Source organism: Micromonospora zamorensis, assembly GCF_900090275.1.
In the GTDB taxonomy this organism is placed as follows: Bacteria; Actinomycetota; Actinomycetes; order Mycobacteriales; family Micromonosporaceae; genus Micromonospora; species Micromonospora zamorensis.
Map to the genome: position 1 here is coordinate 5,086,834 of NZ_LT607755.1, position 18,987 is coordinate 5,105,820.

General features: G+C 71.4%; 17 protein-coding genes. 7 read left to right on the forward strand and 10 right to left on the reverse strand.

Going from position 1 to position 18,987, the window contains the following annotated elements; genetic code table 11:
- Window positions 1–125: 125 nt before the first annotated feature.
- The gene (locus GA0070619_RS22495; RefSeq protein WP_088949887.1) at window positions 126–2,252 is read left to right on the forward strand and encodes a coiled-coil domain-containing protein; all 2,127 of its coding nucleotides are present in this window, start codon (window positions 126–128) and stop codon (window positions 2,250–2,252) included.
- Window positions 2,253–2,337: 85 nt separating this feature from the next.
- Here the strand turns inward: GA0070619_RS22495 and GA0070619_RS22500 are convergent, their stop codons facing one another.
- A complete protein-coding gene (locus tag GA0070619_RS22500; protein WP_088949888.1) occupies window positions 2,338–3,312 on the reverse strand; it encodes an endonuclease domain-containing protein in 975 nt (324 codons plus the stop codon).
- Between the two features lie 398 nt (window positions 3,313–3,710).
- Between GA0070619_RS22500 and GA0070619_RS22505 the strand changes: the two genes are divergently transcribed.
- Window positions 3,711–4,790: an AI-2E family transporter gene (locus GA0070619_RS22505; protein ID WP_088951982.1), complete on the forward strand. Its 1,080-nt coding sequence runs from the start codon at window positions 3,711–3,713 to the stop codon at window positions 4,788–4,790.
- 4 nt (window positions 4,791–4,794) lie between these two features.
- Here GA0070619_RS22505 and GA0070619_RS22510 read toward each other — a convergent pair whose 3' ends face one another.
- From GA0070619_RS22510 to GA0070619_RS22540, 7 genes are all read right to left on the reverse strand, one after another.
- Complete coding sequence (locus GA0070619_RS22510; RefSeq protein ID WP_088949889.1) at window positions 4,795–5,592, reverse strand: alpha/beta hydrolase; 798 nt, start codon at window positions 5,590–5,592, stop codon at window positions 4,795–4,797.
- A 134-nt stretch (window positions 5,593–5,726) separates the two neighbouring features.
- The gene (locus tag GA0070619_RS22515) at window positions 5,727–6,056 is read right to left on the reverse strand and encodes an ATP/GTP-binding protein (RefSeq protein ID WP_088949890.1); all 330 of its coding nucleotides are present in this window, start codon (window positions 6,054–6,056) and stop codon (window positions 5,727–5,729) included.
- Window positions 6,057–6,096: 40 nt separating this feature from the next.
- On the reverse strand, window positions 6,097–7,146 hold the full coding sequence (locus GA0070619_RS22520; protein ID WP_088949891.1) for a hypothetical protein: 1,050 nt from the start codon (window positions 7,144–7,146) through the stop codon (window positions 6,097–6,099).
- Window positions 7,143–7,637 (reverse strand): SigE family RNA polymerase sigma factor, encoded by a 495-nt coding sequence (locus GA0070619_RS22525; protein ID WP_088949892.1) that lies wholly within the window; start codon window positions 7,635–7,637, stop codon window positions 7,143–7,145. The genes GA0070619_RS22520 and GA0070619_RS22525 overlap by 4 nt, the downstream gene beginning before the upstream one ends.
- A 40-nt stretch (window positions 7,638–7,677) precedes the next feature.
- Window positions 7,678–9,468: a 3-hydroxyacyl-CoA dehydrogenase family protein gene (locus GA0070619_RS22530; protein ID WP_088949893.1), complete on the reverse strand. Its 1,791-nt coding sequence runs from the start codon at window positions 9,466–9,468 to the stop codon at window positions 7,678–7,680.
- Window positions 9,469–9,627: 159 nt separating this feature from the next.
- Window positions 9,628–10,698 (reverse strand): alpha/beta hydrolase, encoded by a 1,071-nt coding sequence (locus GA0070619_RS22535; RefSeq protein ID WP_406083231.1) that lies wholly within the window; start codon window positions 10,696–10,698, stop codon window positions 9,628–9,630.
- 118 nt (window positions 10,699–10,816) lie between these two features.
- Window positions 10,817–11,233: an FHA domain-containing protein gene (locus tag GA0070619_RS22540; RefSeq protein ID WP_088949895.1), complete on the reverse strand. Its 417-nt coding sequence runs from the start codon at window positions 11,231–11,233 to the stop codon at window positions 10,817–10,819.
- Window positions 11,234–11,489: 256 nt separating this feature from the next.
- Between GA0070619_RS22540 and GA0070619_RS22545 the strand changes: the two genes are divergently transcribed.
- Entirely contained in the window at window positions 11,490–12,986 is a 1,497-nt protein-coding gene (locus GA0070619_RS22545) for an aldehyde dehydrogenase family protein (protein ID WP_088949896.1), read from the forward strand.
- 79 nt (window positions 12,987–13,065) lie between these two features.
- Window positions 13,066–13,725: a methyltransferase domain-containing protein gene (locus GA0070619_RS22550; protein WP_088949897.1), complete on the forward strand. Its 660-nt coding sequence runs from the start codon at window positions 13,066–13,068 to the stop codon at window positions 13,723–13,725.
- 5 nt (window positions 13,726–13,730) lie between these two features.
- Here the strand turns inward: GA0070619_RS22550 and nucS are convergent, their stop codons facing one another.
- Window positions 13,731–14,390, reverse strand: a complete 660-nt coding sequence (nucS, locus tag GA0070619_RS22555; RefSeq protein ID WP_088951983.1) for an endonuclease NucS — start codon at window positions 14,388–14,390, stop codon at window positions 13,731–13,733.
- A gap of 71 nt (window positions 14,391–14,461) precedes the next feature.
- On the opposite strand from nucS, the gene GA0070619_RS22560 reads away from it, so the two are divergent.
- Window positions 14,462–15,079 carry a DUF4126 domain-containing protein gene (locus GA0070619_RS22560; protein ID WP_088949898.1) on the forward strand — a complete coding sequence of 206 codons (618 nt, stop codon included), beginning with the start codon at window positions 14,462–14,464 and terminating at the stop codon, window positions 15,077–15,079.
- Window positions 15,080–15,094: 15 nt separating this feature from the next.
- Here the strand turns inward: GA0070619_RS22560 and GA0070619_RS22565 are convergent, their stop codons facing one another.
- The gene (locus tag GA0070619_RS22565; protein ID WP_088949899.1) at window positions 15,095–17,101 is read right to left on the reverse strand and encodes a protein meaA; all 2,007 of its coding nucleotides are present in this window, start codon (window positions 17,099–17,101) and stop codon (window positions 15,095–15,097) included.
- 151 nt (window positions 17,102–17,252) lie between these two features.
- Between GA0070619_RS22565 and GA0070619_RS22570 the strand changes: the two genes are divergently transcribed.
- Window positions 17,253–18,104 (forward strand): ABC transporter ATP-binding protein, encoded by an 852-nt coding sequence (locus GA0070619_RS22570; protein ID WP_088949900.1) that lies wholly within the window; start codon window positions 17,253–17,255, stop codon window positions 18,102–18,104.
- Window positions 18,101–18,946 carry an ABC transporter permease gene (locus tag GA0070619_RS22575; RefSeq protein ID WP_088949901.1) on the forward strand — a complete coding sequence of 282 codons (846 nt, stop codon included), beginning with the start codon at window positions 18,101–18,103 and terminating at the stop codon, window positions 18,944–18,946. Before GA0070619_RS22570 ends, GA0070619_RS22575 begins: the two co-directional genes overlap by 4 nt.
- Window positions 18,947–18,987 lie beyond the last annotated feature (41 nt).

Sequence of the window (18,987 nt, forward strand, 5' to 3'; positions counted from 1 at the left end):
GGTCCACCTCGCGCCGTATGCGTTTCCCAGTTCGTGGAATCTCCCGCTCGCAACGGAGTGAAGTAGCTCGCACAAGGCCCGTCCGTATCGCCCCAGCAGGGCCCGTTGCGTGTGAGGATGGGGGCATGTCGCACGGCGAGGAACTGTTCGCTCTCGGCGGGGACGTGACGACGGAGCCCAGCTTCGAGTCCGCTCTGCGGGGGTACGAGAAGAAACAGGTCGACCGGTATGTCGCGCGTGCCGAGCACGAGATCGCGACCCTCGCCTCCGAACGGGAACAGGCGTACACACAGATCCACAAGCTCGCCGGCCAGGTCGAGGTGCTGCAACGCGACCTGACTCAGGTGCGCAAGCAGATGAACGTGGTGGACCGCGCCTCGTTCCGGCACCTCGGTCCGCGGGTCGAGTCGATCCTCACTCTCGCGGAGGAGCAGGCCGAGCAGATCCTGGCCGATGCGAACGGGGAGATCGAGGCCCGCCGCAACGCCGCTGAGCACATCATCGAAGAGGCCCGCGAGCAGGCATCGCGGGCTCTGAAGGACTTCGAGATCGCCCTCGCCGCGCGCCGCGCGGAGGAGGAGCGGCACAGCACCGCCAAGCGGGCCGAGGCGGACGCGACCCTGCGGGCTGCCAAGGACGAGTCGGCACAGCTGCGTAAGGCGGCGCAGGACGCGCTGGCGAAGGCCCAGCAGGAGGCCACCCAGCTACGCGACTCCGCCAAGGAGATCCACACCCGGGCCCAGCAGGAGTCGACCAAGCTGCGCGAGGCGGCTCGCGAGGCGCTGGCCAATGCCCGGCAGGAGGCCAGCGACCTGCGCGAGGCGGCCAAGGAGGTGCACGCGAAGGCCCTCCAGGAGGCCAAGCGGCTCACCGACGCCGCCACCGAGGCCGGCCGGGCCACCCACGCCAAGGTGCAGCAGGAGGCCAAGCAGATCATCGACGACGCGTCGATGGCTGGCCGCGCCACCCGCGCCAAGGCCCAGCAGGAGGCGGAGCGGCTGACCACGCAGGCCTCCGAGTCGGCCAAGCGCAACCGCGCCGAGACTGAGGCGTACGTGCAGCGGATGCGCGCCGAGACCGAGGAGTACGTCAAGCACGCCCGGGCGCAGACCCAGCAGGAGCTGGGCGCGTGGCGGGCCGGGGTGGAGCAGGAGGTCAACTCCCGGCGGGAGGCGGCCGACCGGGAGCTGGCGCAGCGGCGGGCCACGGCCGAGCAGGAGTACGCCAAGCGCCGCGACGAGCTGGAAAAGCAGCACAAGTCCCGCCAGCAGGAGCTGGAGACCGGGTTCACCAGCCGTCAGCAGGAGATGGAGACGGCTTTCACCGCTCGCCGCGACGAGCTCGAAGCCGATTACTCCGGCCGCAAAGACGAGCTGGAGACCGAATACACGGCCCGCAAGAACGAGATCGAGCAGGGCGCGGCCGGGATCCGGCAGGCGGCCGAGCAGGCCGCGGCGGCGCTGCGCCAACGGTCCGAGGCGGAGGCCGCCGAGCTGCTGCGCCGGGCCGAGACCGAGGCCGGCGACAAGCGCCGCAAGGCCGACGAGCATGTCGCGGCCTCCCGCCGGCAGTTCGAGGAGTACGCGGCCACCACCCAGCAGCACCTGGCCACCACGCAGCAGCACCTGGCGGCCACCCAGCAGGAGTCGGCGGCGGGCCGGCAGCAGCTCGCCCAGGTGATGCTGGAGATCGCCCAGGCCCAGCAGCAGCTCGCTGACCTTCGCCAGGAGACGTGGAAGTCCCGGCAGGAGTCCGACGAGCTCCAGCGGCAGATGGCCGAGCTGCGGTTGCAGAGCGTCGCGGGGCCGATCGACGGCCCGACCGCGCCGGCCGCCGGTGACGGTGCGAGCCGGAGCGCGGCCGACGACGGGGATGACGGCGCGACCGTGTCCGGCGCGGCGACCGTCCCTGACGTGGCGACCGTCGATGCGGGCACGCCGGCCGGGTCGGGTGCGGCTACCGGCCTCAAGACCGAGCCCGCCGACACCCGGCAGCCGGTGAACGCCGGGGCCGAGGGCGCCGGGCAGTCCACGACCCGACCGGTGGCCGAGCCGGTGACCACCGTCGACGGAGGCGCGGCCAGCGCCGGGGTGGACGGGGAGCCCACCGTGGCCGCCGTTCCGGGCGAGGGTGGCCGAGGCGCCAAGCCGACCAAGATCACCAGCACCGGTGAGAACGGCAAGCGGCCCAGCAAGCCGACCACCGACGAGCGCAGCGCCAAGCCCAGCAAGGTCACCATCGAGAAGGACTGACGGCCGGCGTCGCCAGCCGCATAACCAACCGAGCATCGAGATCTTGGACAGTTTCCGTTACCCGTTGACGGAAACTGTCCGAGATCTATTTGTGCGTCGGACGGCGCTGGGATTGGGTGGGGCTCCAGCCGGCTGCGACGAGGGCCCGCCGGACGGTGTCGGCGACCTCGTCGGGGCGGGCGCGGACCAGCCAGGCCGGAAAGCGCAGGATCCGGTCGCCGCTGGTCCAGACCTCGTTCTGCCGACGCATGTCGTCCGCCCACTGCCGGGCGTCCATGTGGTGCGCGCCGTCGATCTCGACCTGCACCCGCCACTGTCGCCAGTACGCGTCCAGCCAGCGGTTGCGGCCCGCCGCGTCGACCCGATGTTCCTGAAGATCAGGGACGGGCAGCCGATGCCGGCGACAGAGGCGCAGGAAGTCGATCTCGGAGAGCGCCTGCGCGCCGCCGGCGATGTCATCGACGGTCTGTTGGATCAGGTGCCGGCGCGGTGCTCGGGGGAGGACGTCGAGCACCGCCTGCAACTCCTCGGGCAGCACCCGCCGCTGCTGACAACCGGCCGCCAGCACTCCCTGCGCCTCGTCCACACCGACGGACCATCCCGCCGCGTCGACGAGTGCTCTGGCCGTCGTGGTGCGTGGTGGACGGGCGAGTTGCCGATGCGAGTCCGGCAGCACCGACGTGCGATGCACCAGCACTGCGGGCATGTCGATCGGGAGGCGACGCAGCGAGGTCCGCGCAGCACGGCGGACGGCCGGCACCAGCACGTGCAGTGGCTCGCGGCGCAGCCCTCGTACCCCGGCTTCGGTGGCGGCGGTCACCCCCGCCAGCATCGCACCCGGTCCAGCTGCCAGCACCGCGACCCAGAGCTGTTGGTCGCGGTTCAGGCGACCGTTACCGGTCAGCAGGACGCCGCGGCAGATCGACCGCCACCGGCCGGAGCGGATTCGCCCGCGCACCGTCCCCTCGCTTAGCAGGCCGGACACCTGCGCGGTGGTCAGCACGCCCGCCTGCTCGAAGGCGAGCCAGTCGAGTGCGTCAGCGTCGTCGGCGGGCAGCATCCGAACAGCTTTCACCGCCGGGAAGCCACCACACCACCAGATCTTGGACAGTTTCCGTTACGCGCTAACGGAAAGTGTCCAAGATTTGCGCGTCGGCGGGAGCTAGACGATGTCGGGTGGTGGGTCGAGGCACGGACGGCGGCTGGTCGGGCACCTGGAGCACCAGGTTGACGGCCTTGTGGTCGATAGCGACCATGAAGTCGCTACGCTGCTGACGCGCTGAGAGATGATCAGAAACAGCCGTCGCTGCCGCCGGTCGTCCGACGGCCTGAGCCGGGAGGTCCCTGGTGCCACAGCACGACCCGTCGGCTGACGATCCGGACGCGACGCCCGATCCCCCGTCGACCGAAACCGCACCGGTCGACACACCACCGCCGGTGCCGGTCCCCGCTCCGGGAATCGACCCGGACGAACCGCCGGCCGTCCCGTCCGGAAAGTTCGGCACTCCGGGGCGCCCGCTGCGCCGCAGCAGCTTCCTGATCGGCTTCACCGGCGCGTTGGGCGTGCTGCTGGCGTACACCCTTTATCTGGGGATTCGAAATGCCGGCGGCATCCTGGTGCTGGTGGTGATCGCGCTCTTCCTGGCGGTCGGTCTCAACCCGGCGGTGGTCCGGCTACGCCGCTGGGGCGTGCCGCACGGCCTGGCGGTGGCGGGGGTCGCGTTGACTGTGGTGCTGCTGCTCTGCGGCGGCGTGGTCGCGCTGGTCCCGCCGATCGTCACCCAGTCGGGGCAGTTCATCGACCAGATCCCGAGCCTGCTCGACGAGTTGCGCCGCAATCCGACGGTCAACGACCTGGTGGAGCGGTACGACGTGGTGGAGCGGGTGCAGGGCGCCGCCAACGCGCAGACCATCGGGCGGGCCCTCGGCGGGGTGCTCGGCGGTGCTCAACTGATCTTCGGCACGGTGTTCCGGACGCTGACCGTGCTGGTGTTGACGATCTACTTCCTGGCCTACTTCAACAAGCTGCGCTCGCTGGGCTACTCGCTGGTGCCCCGCTCTCGGCGGGAGCGGGTGCAGCTGATCGGCGACGAGATCCTTGCCAAGGTCGGCGCCTACATGGTCGGGGCGCTGAGCATCGCGGTGCTGGCCGGCGCGACCACCTTCGTGTTCGCGTTGATCGTCGGCCTGCCGTACCCGTTCGCGCTGGCCGTGGTGGTCGCGGTGACCGACCTCATCCCGCAGATCGGCGCCACCCTGGGCGCGGTGATCGTGAGCCTGGTCGGCTTCGCGTCCGACCTGCCCACCGGCATCGCCTGTGCGGTCTTCTTCCTCATCTACCAGCAGGTGGAGAACTACCTGATCTACCCGAAGGTGATGCGGCGCTCGGTGGAGGTCAACGAGGTGGCCGCCCTGCTCGCCGCACTGCTCGGGGTGGCGCTGCTGGGCGTGGTGGGCGCGTTGATCGCCATCCCCACGGTGGCCGCGCTGCAACTGATCCTGCGCGAGGTGGTGCTGCCCCGCCAGGAGCGGCGCTGAGCCGTCAGTCGCCCGGCTGCGGCACGGGCGTGTCCGCGAACGAGGCCACCGTCCGGTCGGCGTACGCGCTGACGTCGCCGGCCTCCATCGGGCCGTCCCAGGTCGTCGGGAGCGGCACCTCGACGGCCGGGTTGACCCGCCGGACGATCTCGTCGAGCACCGTCTCCGCGTCGCCCACCCAGAGGTGCTTGGCACCCGGGACGCCGACCACCTCGGCCTGCGGCACCGCCGCGAACCGCTCCCGCGCCTCGGCCGGGCGCAGGTAGTCGTCGAACTCCGGCACCAGCGCCGTCAAGGGTCGCCCCGAGGCGGCCCAGGTGGCCAGATCCTCCGGGGCCGAGAAGCGCAGCGGCGGAGAGAGCAGGATCGCACCGGCGATCGCCGGGTCGCAGCCGTACTTCAACGCCAGGTCGGTGCCGAACGACCAGCCGACGAGCCAGATGTTGGGCAGCTCGGCGAACTCCGCGTACTCGATGGCGGCGGCAACGTCGTACCGCTCCCCCACCGCGCCGTCGAACGCACCCTCGCTGGTGCCGCGCATGCTGCTGGTGCCCCGGGTGTTGAACCGCAGCACGGCCAGGTCGGCCAGCGCGGGCAGCCGCCAGGCCGCCTTGCGGAACACGTGGCTGTCCATCATCCCGCCGTGCGTGGGCAGCGGGTGCAGGCAGACCAGGGTGGCCACCGGCGGCCGGTCGGCCGGTAGTGCCAACTCGCCGACCAGCCGCAGACCATCGGCGGTGTGCAGCTCGATGTCCTCCCGGCGGCGGGGCAGGATCGACGACGCGCGGATCGCTGTGCTCACCGCCCAAGTCTGGCGCGAAGTCGCCGCCACCGCCCGCCCAGGCGGTAACAGGGTGATCCAGGTCGCTCAGCCGTGGCGCGAGGCGCCCCGGACAGGTCGCTCAGCCGTGGCGCGAGGCGGCCCCGGGCAGTCGCTCAGTAGCGCGGGGCGCCCCGGCCGCGCTGCACCGCCGGGCCGCGTCGCTCCCTGGCACGCCAGCAACCGCTGTGCCAGTGCCGCCGGTCGGTCAGATCACCCAGACCGTCTGCCGGCCAGGCCACCAGGTGCGCCACCCCGGGTGGGATCTCCTGGTTACAGCCGGGGCAACGGTACGTCTTGACCGACGCGCCCGCCCCGATGCCGCGCACCTGCCAGGCGCCGTCGGTCCACTGCTGCACCGAGGCGACACCCTGCCGGACGCGGTCGGCGTCCAGGTTGGCGTTCTCGTCCCGGCGAGGGCGATTGCGACGGGGGCTCACAGTCACCAAGCGTACGGTCCGTCGGAGCGGACGGTCCGGGGGGCGGTCACCAGGACGCGGGATCGTCCAGCGGCTCGGCGACCCGCACTCCTGCCAGGACCGTCGCCGCGTCATCCTCGGTGAACCCCTGGAACGGCAAGCCGAACTCGGCGCCCAGATGGGCCTTCGGAAGGCCGAGCAGCTCCAGCCCGCGGGGGGTGCGGTAGGCCGGCTTACCGGCGATCGTCCGATTTCCCTTGGTGCGGTCCTCTGCGATGGCGACCGCATAGCTCAACCCGACCCGAAGACCGGACACCGTAGGCCTCCCGATCGTCAGCCACACGTCGAACCCGGCCGGAAACCGCTCCACCGACACCTCGCAGTTGGTGACCCGGGCATCCGTCGGCAGCGCGGTGAGCCGCAACGGCCCGCCGCAGTGGTAAGCCCGATCGAACCGCAACCCGGCGGCCACCGCAGCCAGATCCCGTTGATCCTGGGCGATCACGCTGGCCCGGGCGTACACCCCAGGAGCCGGTTGCCAGTGCCGCAACCAGACCGGCTTCCCGTTGAACGTGTCAGCCTGCGACACCGATCCGTCGAAGACACCCTTCCTGATCGGCACGGACATACCCGCCGGCAGGCCCTGGGCGTACCTCGGCAGCGCTTCGACGGACGCGGCCAACTCCAGGGTGACCGTCCGTCCGCCCATGTCGAGCCGCGCCATCTCCACGCCACCCTCCACCGACCAGGAGAGATATCGAGGCCCGCCCGGGTTGAAGCCGAAATGCAGCACGTTCGGGTCGGCGCCGACCAGGTCGGGCCGCGTGGAGGCACCCGGCACCCCGTCGGCCAGGGGCGGTGCTGCTGGCACGACAGCACCGGCCGGCCGCTGCGGCCCGGTTGGGGCAGCGTCGGAGCCGAGCAGGTCCGCCGGACCGATGGCCACGCCCGCACCGAGCACGGCCACCATGCCCAGCGCGGTGCCGACGGCGGTACGCCGACGGCGGACCCGTACACGGCCCCGGGAGACCGCGCCGGCCAACAGCAGGCCTGCATCGACGCTGCCCTCGGCGCGCTCGCGAAGCGTCTCGTTGATCCGCTCGTCGAGGTCTGTCACGGTCGGCTCCCGTTCGTGGCCGGGGCACCGCAGCGCTCCCGGAGGTTGGCGAGCGCCCGCATCGCGTGGGTGCGGACGGTGACCGGCGAGCAGTCCAGGATCTGGGCGATCGTCGCGTCGTCGAGGTCCTCGTAGAAGCGCAGCACCAGCACCGCCCGCTGACGGTCGGGCAGGCCGAGGATCAGCCGCCACATCTCGTCCCGGTCGGCCGCCTCACGGCCGAGGTCGCCACGCTGCGCCCGGTCGACGAAGGTGTCGACGACCAGTTCGCGGCTCGACCGGCGTCGCCACCAGGAGTTGTTGGCGTTGACCAGCATCCGACGTACGTACACGTCGGGCCGGTCGGCCCGCGAGATCTTGCGCCAGTGCACGTACGCCCGGGACAGCACCTCCTGGGTGAGATCCTCGGCCCGGTGCTCGTCACCGGTCAGCAGCCGCGCCAGCCGGATCAGGGCCGGGCCGCGGCTGCCGACGTACTCCTCGAAGGTCACATCCCTCAGACGCGGCCGGGCCCCTCCGGCGTTGACCCCGTCAGCGGTGCGAGTGGTCGCGGAAGCCGCGGCGGGTCTTGCGGCCCAGGTAGCCGGCGGTGACGAGGTGCTCCAGCAGCGGCGCGGGTGCGAAGCCCGGCTCGCGCAGCTCCAGGTACAGCTCGCGCTGGATCGCCAGCGACACGTCCAGCCCGACCACGTCGAGCAGCTCGAACGGGCCCATCGGGTAGCCGCAGCCCAGCTTCATGGCGTGGTCGATGTCGTCGGCCGTCGAGTAGCTGGCCTCCAGCATCTTCACCGCGTCGTTCAGGTAGGGGAAGAGCAGCGCGTTGACGATGAACCCGGACCGGTCGCCGCAGACCACGCCGGTCTTGCCGAGGGTGGCGCAGACCGCGCGGGCGGTGGCGGTGGCCTCCGGGGAGGTGCGGATGGTGCGGACCACCTCGACCAGCGGCATGACCGGTGCCGGGTTGAAGAAGTGCAACCCCACGACGTCGGCCGGCCGATGGGTGGCCATCGCCACGTCGATCACCGGCAGCGAGGAGGTGGTGGTGGCCAGCACGACGCCCGGCTTGCAGATCTCGTCGAGGCTTGCGAAGAGGGCCTTCTTGACGCTCAGCTCCTCGACCACCGCCTCGACCACCAGGTCGACGTCGGCGAGGTGGTCGAGCGTGGCCGACCAGCTGATCCGGCCGAGCGCGGCGTCCCGGTCGGCCTCGGCGAGCTTGCCCCGCACCACGCCCTTGTTCAGCGAGGTCTTCACGGCCTCGCAGACCTTCGCGGACTTCTCCATGCCGCGGGTCACCGAGACGACCTCGTAGCCGGCCTTGGCGAAGACCTCGATGATCCCGGTGGCCATCGTCCCGGAGCCCACCACGCCGACCTTCGTGATGGCCCGCGCGCCGTCGGCGACCGCGGCCTCCGTGGCCAGCGGCGTCGCCTCGTCCGGTACGACCACCGGCGAACCGGGCCGCTCGTAGGTGTAGAAGCCCCGACCCGACTTCCGGCCGAGCAGCCCCGCCGTGACCATCTGCTTGAGCAGCGGCACCGGGGCGTGCCGGCGGTCCCGCCCGCCGCGCCGGTACATGGTGTCCAGGATCTCGTACGCGGTGTCCAGGCCGATCAGGTCCATCAGCGCCAGCGGGCCCATCGGCAGGCCGCAGCCGAGCTTCATCGCGGCGTCGATGTCCTCCCGGGTCGCGTAGTGCGCCTCGAACATGCCGACGGCGTGGTTGAGGTAGCCGAACAGCAGCGCGTTGGCGATGAAACCGGCCCGGTCGTTGATGGTGACGTCGACCTTGCCGAGCCGGGCGCACAGCGCCTCGACGTCGGCGACCACCTCGGGCGAGGTGACGACAGTGCGGACCACCTCGACCAGCTTCATCACCGGCGCGGGGTTGAAGAAGTGGATGCCGATCACCTGGTTGGGCCGGCTGGTGGCCACCGAGATCTCGGTGACGCTCAACGAGGAGGTGTTGGTGGCGAGGATCGTCTCCGGCCGGCAGACCCGGTCCAGCTCCGCGAAGATCCGCTGCTTGAGGTCCAGGTGCTCGGGCACCGCCTCGATGACCAGGTCGACGGAGTGCAGCGCGTCCAGCCCGACCGCGAAGTGCACCCGCTCGTGCAGGGCGTCGCGGTCGGCGGCGGCGAGCTTGCCCTTGGCGACGGCACGGTCGGTGGAGCCGGCGAGGGTGACCCGGCCGCGCTCCAGCGCCGGCTCGGAGATCTCGACGGCCACCACGTCGATGCCGTTACGGGCGAAGACCTCGACGATGCCGGCACCCATGGTGCCCAGCCCCACCACGCCAACGGTGCTGAAATCGCGCGCCACGACCGGCCTCCCCAGAGACTCCGCACGGCCACTGAACGGCCGCTAAGGTTATGCGCGCGAGTCTGCCACGTGACGCTGGGTTGTCGAGACGCCGTGGGATATTTCACCCACACCGCCGCAGGGTGCAGGGACGCGGCGGGCCTGGTGCTCAGACCGCCGTCAGGCGGTGGGCACGGTGGTCAGGGCCAGCAGCTCCGCGACGAACTCCGCCGGGCGCTCCAGGTGCGGGCTGTGACCACAGCCGGGAAGCACCACCTCGTGGTACGCGCCGCCGGCCGCCGCGTACCGCTCCAGCACCGCCCGGGTCTGGCCGACCATCGGCTGCGGTGGGCAGGCGTCCTCGCCCGGCCAGCCGGGCACGAGACCCAGCGAGCCCAGGTACGCCAGGTCGAACAGCGAGGTGTCCGAGACGATGACGTCGGCGTCGCCGCGTACCCAGGTGACCGGAGGCTTCTCGGCGACGGCCACCAGCTCGTCGGCGAGCCGGAAGAAGGTCGGCGCGAGCGCGTTGAGCACGCCGCGCTCCCCCGGTGCGGTGCCCGGCCAGTTCTCCGAGGGCACCGCCGTGCCCGGGTAGTTGTCGTCCCCGGTGGCGGTGGAGAGCACGGTGTCCAGCAGCAGATCCTCGTCCTCGACCAGAGAGGCGGGATCGGCCACGTAGGTGGCTCGCAGCACGGCACGCGGGCTGGCCGGGGCGTCCGCGCTGCGGTCACCGGCCGCGAGCCGGGCGACGAAGTCCGGGTTGGCCGTGCCGGCGCCGGTGCCGGCGAAGTCGGGGGTGGTCGGCGTGCCGGTCAGGTCACGGGTGCCGCCGAAGCCGTACGGGGAGACCGGTGCCGCGAGCAGCAACGCTCCCACCCGGTGGGGATGGTCGACCAGCAGTCGCATCGCCACCCCGCCGCCGAGGGAGTGCCCGACCACCACCGGACGGGCGTCGGCACCGAAGAGCGTCGGGTCGTCCAGCAGGGCCGCCACGTCGTCGGCGAAGTCGCGCAGGCCCCGGGTGGCGTCCACCGGTGCCGTCTCGGAGTCGCCGTACCCCCGCAGGTCGGGGGCGACCACCCGCAGCGTCGGCGGCAGCCGCCGCACCAGCGGCTCCCAGAACAGAGCTGACGAGCAGTTGCCGTGGATCAGCAGCACCGGCGTGCCGTCCGGCGGGCCGGCCACCCGTACCGCCTGGGTGATGCCGTTAGCCGTCACGGTCCGCTGCTCGGTCTCCATCCGCGGCATGCTGCCACGCGAGCCCCCGCCGGTCCAGGTGTCCGGCAGACACCTGGGGCGCGCACCGAGTGTGTGCCGCACTCAGCACTCGCCGTGTGCCGAGTGGGAGGGAAGGGGCCCTCCCGTCTCAGCGACGGCCGCTCGGCGGCGCGGCCAACGGCAGCGGCAGCGTCGGTCGGACGTCCCGCCGCGACGGCCCGAAGCTGAGCCCCACGGGGTCGGTGAGCGCCACACCGGGATCGAACAGGCGCAGCTCGGTCCGACCGAGCCGGATCACGTCGCCGTCGGAGAGCAGCTCGACCTCGCTGATCCGTCGGTCGTTGAGCCAGGTGCCGTTGGTGGAACCCAGGTCCCGCAGGGAGGGCCCCTCCGGGGTCAGCCACACCTCGGCGTGCCGACGACTCAGATGCGGGTCGGCGATGACCACGTGGCCGGTCGGCGCCCGACCGATCACCTGCGGCTCGCCCCGCAGTCGAAAGCTCGCACCGCGCATCGGCCCACCCGCGACCGTCAACAGCGGCATCAGTTCCGGATGTTCCTCCATGGAAAGTCAGCCCTCCACCCCACACCGTCACTCCGCGCGTCAGCCTGCCATCAGACGGTAATCGTCAATACCGACCGGCCGGTCAGCCTCTCGTCACCTCCCGGCCACCTGCCGTTCGACGATTCGGGCGGACCGCACCGGCCACCGCTGCCCTGACCTGCACTGATCAACGATCGGTCGGGGTGGAGCGACTCCCGTCCCGCCGCACCGGATCGGGGACCTACCAGCGAGTAGTTTTCGGGTCTAGACTTCCGTCATGACGGCTGTGCATGTCCCGGGGACCCCGGTCATCGAGGAGGGCCAGCTGGTTTCGACCAGCCCGGCCACCGGCATCGAGGCCGGTCGCCTCCCGATCGCCACCGACGACGAGGTGCGCCAGGCCGTCGACCGCGCCCGGGCCGCTGGCGAGTGGTGGGCCGGGCTCGGCTTCACCGGCCGCCGCGACCGGCTGCTGCGGTGGCGCGCGCTGCTCGCCAAGCGGATCGAGCAGTTGGCCGAGCTGGTGCACGTCGAGGGCGGCAAGCCGGTCGCCGACGCGATCGTCGAGATCGTCACCGCGATCGAGCACATCGACTGGGCCGCCCGCAACGCCGGCCGCGTGCTCGGCCCACGCCGGGTGCGGTCCCGGCTCATCCTCGCCGAGTTCTCCGGTCACCTCGAATACCAGCCGCACGGCGTGGTCGGCGTGATCGGGCCGTGGAACTATCCCGTCTTCACGCCGATCGGCTCCGCCGCGTACGCGCTGGCCGCCGGCAACGCCGTGGTGCTCAAGCCCAGCGAATACACGCCCGCCGTCGGCCAGTGGCTAGTGGACAGCTTCGCCGAGGTGGTGCCCGAGCACCCGGTCTTCACCGCCGTGCACGGGCTGGGCGACGTGGGTGCCGCTCTGTGCCGCTCCGGGGTCAACAAGGTGGCCTTCACCGGCTCCACCGCGACCGCCCGCAAGGTGATGGCCGCGTGCGCCGAGACGCTGACCCCGGTGCTGATCGAGGGCGGCGGCAAGGACGCCATGATCGTCGACAGCGACGCCGACCTGGACGCCGCCGCGGAGGCCTGTGTCTGGGGCGGCATGACCAACGCGGGCCAGACCTGCATCGGCATCGAGCGGGTCTACGCCGTCGACTCCGTCTTCGACGCCTTCGTCGACAAGGTGGTGGCCCGCGCCGGTCAACTGACCGTCGGGCCGGAGGGCACCGACATCGGCCCGATCACCATGCCCCGGCAGATCGACGTGATCCGCCGGCACATCGACGCCGCGATCGACTCCGGTGGGCGCGCCGTGCTCGGTGGCCCGAGCGCCGTGCAACCGCCGTACGTCCACCCGACCGTGCTCGTGGACGTGCCGGAGGAATCGGCCGCCGTCCAGGAGGAGACCTTCGGCCCCACGTTGACCATCAGCCGGGTCCGCGACGCCGACGAGGCCGTCACCCGCGCCAACGCCCTGCCGTACGGCCTGGGTGGCTCGGTCTTCGGCCGACGACGCGCGGTGGCCATCGCCCGGCGGCTGCGCTCCGGAATGGCCTCGGTCAACTCCACCCTGACCTTCGCCGGCATGTCCACCCTGCCGTTCGGCGGGGTGGGCGACTCCGGCTTCGGGCGGATCCACGGGGAGGACGGGCTGCGCGAGTTCGGTCGGGCCAAGGCGATCACCCGGCGTCGTGCCCGGTCACTGCTGCCGTCGATGACCTTCGAACGGACGCCGACCGACGTGGCCCGGCTCGTCAAGGCGATCAAGGTGATGTACGGAAGGTGAGTGTCAGATAGCCGATCTTCAAAGAAGATCGGCGAATCGACATGTGTGTACGGGTGGTTACGGCGGTACATTGCGTTAAATGGGCCCCAATCGATTGCGCTACCGCCTTGTCGACAGTGACCAGTCGTGGAGCGCCCGGCGACGTCAGCACCGTTCGGACTGGCTGGCGCGCACCTTCCCTGACATCGGCGACATGCACGTGGTCGATCTCGGCGGCCGGCTCGGCACCTGGCACCGCGCCACCATCCGGCCGGCTCGGGTGACAGTCGTCAACCTGGAGAAACCCCCGGCCGTCGTGCCGGAGTGGGCCCACGTCGAGCAGGCTGACGCCTGCGACCTCCCTGCGCGCCTAGCCGGGGGCAGCTTCGACATGGTCTTCTCGAACTCGGTGCTGGAGCACGTGGGCGGGCACGAACGCCGGTTGCGCTTCGCCGCCGCCGTCCGCTCGCTGGCCGACCGGCACTGGGTGCAGACGCCCTACCGCTACTTCCCCATCGAGCCACACTGGATCGCGCCGGGCATGCAGTTCCTACCGGTGCGGCTGCGCACCGCGTTCGCCAGGCGGTGGCCCTTGGGGCACAAGCCGACCCGCAGCCACGACGCTGCCATCCACCAGGTGCTCTGGACCGAGCTGCTGGACCGCTCGCAGATGCGCCACTACTTCCCGGACTCGACCATGCTGGTCGAGCGGGTGTTCGGCCTGCCCAAGTCGCTGATCGCGGTGCGTACCGGGAGCTGAGCCGCTCAGAACAGCGTCAGCTCGTCCTTCTCGATGCCCCGCAGCTTGTCGTAGTTCACGACCACACACCGGATGCCCCGGTCGGTGGCGAGCACCCGGGCCTGCGGCTTGATCTCCTGCGCCGCGAAGACCCCGACAACCGGGCTGAGCAGCGGGTCACGGTTCATCAACTCGAGGTACCGGGTCAACTGCTCCACCCCGTCGATGTCGCCGCGCCGCTTGACCTCGACGGCGACCGAACCGGAGTTGGCGTCCCGGCACAGCAGGTCGACCGGGCCGATCGCGGTCATGTACTCGCGGCGGACCAGCGTGAACCCCTCGCCCAACGCGCTGGGGTTGGCGGCCAGCAACTCCTGGAGGTGCGCCTCCACCCCGTCCTTGCGCAGGCCGGGATCGACACCCAGCTCGTACGAGGTGTCCTGGAAGATCTCCTCCAGGGTGATCCGCAACTCCTCGCCAGCCTTGTTGACCACCCGCCACACACCGGGGGCCTCCTCCAGCCGACATGGCGGGCTCATCCAGTTCAACGGCTTGTACGCCCGGTCGTCGGCATGAATCGACACCGACCCGTCCGCCTTCACCATCAGCAACCGGGTGGCCAGCGGCAGGTGAGCCGAGAGCCGTCCGACGTAGTCCACCGAGCACTTCGCAATGACCAACCGCACCCGACGAGGGTAGCTGAGCACCCCCCGGTCGCCAGCGAGCGGCACTGGCGCGTCGATGCCATGCTGAGACCGTGTTCGAAGTCCTCACCGGCACTGGCCTCGCCGCATCGGCGGGCCTGAACGCCTACATACCCCTGCTCATCCTCGGTCTCCTCGGCCGTTACACCGATCTGATCGACCTGCCCAGCGGCTGGACCTGGCTCGGCAACGGCTGGGTCATCCTCATCATGGCGGTGCTGCTCGCCGTCGAGATGGTGGCGGACAAGGTGCCCGTGGTCGACCACATCAACGACATGGTGCAGACCGTGGTCCGGCCCACCGCCGGCGGCCTGGCCTTCGGCGCCGGATCCTCGTCGGAGACCGTGACGGTCAGCGACCCGGGGAGCTTCTTCTCGTCCCACCAGTGGGTGCCGGTCGTCACCGGCGTGCTGCTGGCACTGGGTGTGCACCTGCTCAAGTCCGCGGCACGACCCGTCATCAACGCGACCACCGCCGGGTTCGGCGCCCCGGTCGCCAGCACCGCCGAGGACGCCACCAGCGTGGTGGTCTCCCTGGTGGCGATCATCCTGCCGGTGTTGGTGCTGGCTTTCCTGCTGGGCCTGGTGGTCTTCATCTTCTGGTTCTTCCGGCGACGCTCGGAGCGCCGCCGGGAACGCGACGCGGCCCGCGCCGCCGGCTTCCGCGTCTGACGCCTGATCGACGGGTCAGGGCAGGTCGTTGGCGCGGCGGATGACGGTGACCAGGTCGTCGATGATGCCGGTGAGGGCGAAGTCCTTCGGGGTGAAGACCCGGGCCACCCCGGCAGCCCGGAGCGTGTCCGCGTCGCCGGCGGGGATGATGCCGCCCACCACCACCGGCAGGTCCGCCCGGCCGGCGGCGCGCAGCCCGTCGAGCACCGCCGGCACGGCGGCCAGGTGCGACCCGGAGAGCACGGACAGCCCGACCAGGTCGACGTCCTCCTCGACGGCGGCGGCGACGATCTGCCCCGCCGTCAGCCGGATGCCCTGGTAGACAACCTCGAACCCGGCGTCGCGGGCGCGTACAGCGATCTGCTCGGCGCCGTTGGAGTGCCCGTCCAGGCCGGGTTTGCCGACCAGCAGCCGCAGCCGGCCGCTGCCCAGCTCGCGGGCGGTGGCGGCGACCCGCTCGCGGACGGCGGCCAGGCCCGGGTCGCCGCCGCTGCCGGTGGCGCCGGCCAGGCCGGTCGGTGCGCGATACTCGCCGAAGACCTGGCGCAGCGCGCCGGACCACTCGCCGGTGGTCACCCCGGCCCGCACGCACTCCAGGGTGGCCGGCATCAGGTTGGTGGTGGTCGCGGCGTCCGCGCGGAGCCGGGCGAGGGCCGCGTCGACGGCGGCCGTGTCCCGGTCGGCCCGCCATCGGCGTACGCCCTCGGTGGCGGCCGCCTCGACCGCGGGGTCGACCTGCTCGACGGCTTCCGCGCCGGCGGCGGTCAGCGGGGAGGATTCGGTTTCGGTGTACCGGTTGACCCCGACCACCACGTCGGCACCGGACTCCATCCGCCTGCGGCGTTCGGCCAGCGACCCGACCAGCGCGCTCTTGAGGTAGCCGGTCTCCACGGCGGCGACCACGCCGCCCAGCTCCAGCACCTTGTCCAGCTCGACCCGCGCGCCGGTGACGATCTCGGCGACCAGCGCGGTCATCACGTGCGAGCCGGCGAAGAGGTCGGGATATTCGAGCAGATCCGACTCGTACGCCAGGACCTGCTGCATCCGCAACGACCACTGCTGGTCCCAGGGGCGGGGCAGGCCCAGCGCCTCGTTCCAGGCGGGCAGCTGCACCGCGCGGGCCCGGGCGTCGCGGGACATCGTCACGCCGAGCATCTCCAGCACGATGCGCTGAATGTTGTTTTCCGGCTGCGCCTCGGTGAGGCCCAGCGAGTTGACCTGCACGCCGTAGCGGAACCGACGTTGCCTGGCCTCGGTGACCCCGTACCGGTCCCGGGTGATCTCGTCCCAGAGCACGCCGAACGCGCGCATCTTGGCGATCTCCTCGACGAAACGCACCCCGGCGTTGACGAAGAACGAGATCCGCTGGACCACGTCGCCCATCCGCTCGGCCGGCACCTGGCCGGAGTCACGGACCGCATCGAGGACGGCGACCGCGGTGGCCAGCGCGAAGCCGACCTCCTGCACGGGCGTGGCCCCGGCCTCCTGGAGGTGGTACGAGCAGATGTTGACCGGGTTCCACCGGGGCATCTCCCGCAGCGTGTACGCCACCACGTCGGCGGTGAGCCGCAGGGACGCCGCTGGCGGGAAGATGTACGTGCCCCGGGACAGGTACTCCTTGATGATGTCGTTCTGGGTGGTGCCCGAGCAGCGGGCCAGCTCGGCGCCCTGCTCCGTCGCCACGGTGCCGTAGAGAGCGAGCAGCCACATCGCCGGGGCGTTGATGGTCATCGAGGTGTTCGTGTCGGCGAGCGGGATGCCGTCGAAGAGCGCCCGCATGTCGCCGAGGTGCGCCACCGGCACGCCCACCCGGCCGACCTCGCCGGAGGCCAGCTCGTGGTCCGGGTCGTACCCGGTCTGGGTGGGCAGGTCGAAGGCGACCGACAGGCCGGTCTGCCCCTTCGCCAGGTTGCGTCGGAAGAGGGCGTTGCTCGCGGTCGCCGACGAGTGGCCGGCGTAGGTACGCATCACCCACGGGCGGTCCCGCTCGGGCAGCCGTCCCGGAAATGCCGTCTCGTCCATGGCCGGAGTTTAAGTTACCGCCCAGTAAAAGGGGCTGTGGAAAACCACACAGGTCCATGTCGGGGACATCCGGGTGCGAAGTACCCGCTGTGGCGCGCACCGCCACACCCCGGGCACCGGGCCAGCAGGGTCAGGACGCACACTGGACGGCATGGATGACGAGCTGGCCATCTCCGTCCGAGGGCTGCGCAAGGCGTACGGCGACAACGTGGCGGTGGCGGGCGTGGACCTCGACGTGCGCCGCGGTGAGGTGTTCGCGTTGCTCGGCCCGAACGGTGCCGGCAAGACCACCACGGTGGAGATCCTGGAGGGCTACCGGCACCGGGATGCCGGCGAGGTCTTCGTGCTCGGCGCGGACCCGGCCCACCCGGACGCCGACTGGCGCTCCCGTGTCGGCATCGTGCTCCAGGGCACCGGCGAGTTCGACGAGCTGACCGTGGCCGAGGTGATCCGGCACTTCTCCGGCTTCTACCCCGCCGCCGACGACCCGGACAAGGTGATCGAGCGGGTCGGGTTGGGCGCCAAGGCGAAGGCCCGTACGCACACCCTCTCCGGCGGGCAGAAGCGCCGCCTGGACGTGGCGCTGGGCATCATCGGTCGCCCCGAGTTGCTCTTCCTCGACGAGCCGACCACCGGCTTCGACCCGGAGGCCCGCCGCGAGTTCTGGGAACTGATTCGCGACCTCGCCGCGGCCGGCACCACCATCGTGCTGACCACGCACTACCTGGACGAGGCGGAGGCGCTCGCCGACCGCGTCGGTGTGATCGCCGGTGGCCGGCTGGTCGAGGTGGCTGCCCCGAACCGGCTGGGCAACCGGCAGGAGGCCCTCGCGACGGTCTCCTGGCGTACCCCGGACGGGACACTGGAGAGCGCGCAGAGCGCGACGCCGACGGCCCTCGTGGCCGACCTGGCCGCGCGCCACGGCGGCGAGGTCCCCGGCCTCACGGTGACCCGGCCGACCCTGGAGGACGTCTACCTCACCATGATCGGACACGCGCGATGACCACCACGACAAGGCCGGCGACGCCGGCCACCGCGACCCGCAGCCGTCGACACGGTGCCGGCGCGCTCGCGCTGCGCCAGGGCCGGCTGGAGATCACCCAGTTCCTGCGCAGCCGGGAGTCAGTGGTCTTCACCATGGGCTTCCCGATCATCATGATCCTGATCTTCGCGTCGATCTTCAGCGGGGAGATCGGTGGCGGGGTCAAGTACACCCAGTACTTCATCACCGGCATGATCGCGACCGGCCTGATGACGGTGAGCTTCCAGAACCTGGGCATCTGGATCCCGATCGAGCGGGACCGGGGGGTGCTCAAGCGCTACCGGGGCACGCCGATGCCGAAGTGGGTCTGGTTCGCCGGCAAGGTGATCATGGTGGTGGCGATCGGCATCGCCGAGACCGCGCTGCTGCTGGCCGTCGCGGTGGCGCTGTTCGATCTCGACCTGCCGGGCACCGCCGGGAAGTGGTTGACCTTCGGCTGGGTCTCCGGGCTCGGGGTGACCGCCTGCACCCTGTGCGGCATCGCCATCTCGTCGCTGGCCCGCACGGCACGCAGCGGCTCGGCGGTGGTCACCCCGGTCGCCCTGGTGCTCCAGTTCATCTCCGGGGTGTTCTTCGTCTTCACCGACCTGCCCACCTGGATGCAGCAGGTGGCGGCGCTTTTCCCGCTCAAGTGGATGTGCCAGGGGCTGCGGTCGGTCTTCCTGCCCGACGGCTTCGGCGCCCAGGAACCGGGCGGCTCGTTCGAGCTGGGCCGGGTCGCGCTGGTGCTGGCCCTGTGGTGCGTCATCGGCGTGGTGCTCTGCATGACCACCTTCCGCTGGACCACCAAGCGCGACGGCTGAGCGGCAGGCTCGACCCCCCGGCGCCGCCGGTCGGACGGCCC

Excerpts from the sequence above, each read along its gene's own strand:
- GA0070619_RS22550 (WP_088949897.1), top strand. The coding sequence starts at position 13,066 with ATGGGCCCCAATCGATTGCGCTACCGCCTTGTCGACAGTGACCAGTCG.
- GA0070619_RS22545 (WP_088949896.1), top strand. The coding sequence starts at position 11,490 with ATGACGGCTGTGCATGTCCCGGGGACCCCGGTCATCGAGGAGGGCCAG.
- GA0070619_RS22540 (WP_088949895.1), bottom strand. The coding sequence starts at position 11,233 with ATGGAGGAACATCCGGAACTGATGCCGCTGTTGACGGTCGCGGGTGGG.
- GA0070619_RS22500 (WP_088949888.1), bottom strand. The coding sequence starts at position 3,312 with ATGCTGCCCGCCGACGACGCTGACGCACTCGACTGGCTCGCCTTCGAG.
- GA0070619_RS22570 (WP_088949900.1), top strand. The coding sequence starts at position 17,253 with ATGGATGACGAGCTGGCCATCTCCGTCCGAGGGCTGCGCAAGGCGTAC.
- GA0070619_RS22565 (WP_088949899.1), bottom strand. The coding sequence starts at position 17,101 with ATGGACGAGACGGCATTTCCGGGACGGCTGCCCGAGCGGGACCGCCCG.
- GA0070619_RS22495 (WP_088949887.1), top strand. The coding sequence starts at position 126 with ATGTCGCACGGCGAGGAACTGTTCGCTCTCGGCGGGGACGTGACGACG.
- GA0070619_RS22535 (WP_406083231.1), bottom strand. The coding sequence starts at position 10,698 with ATGCCGCGGATGGAGACCGAGCAGCGGACCGTGACGGCTAACGGCATC.
- GA0070619_RS22575 (WP_088949901.1), top strand. The coding sequence starts at position 18,101 with ATGACCACCACGACAAGGCCGGCGACGCCGGCCACCGCGACCCGCAGC.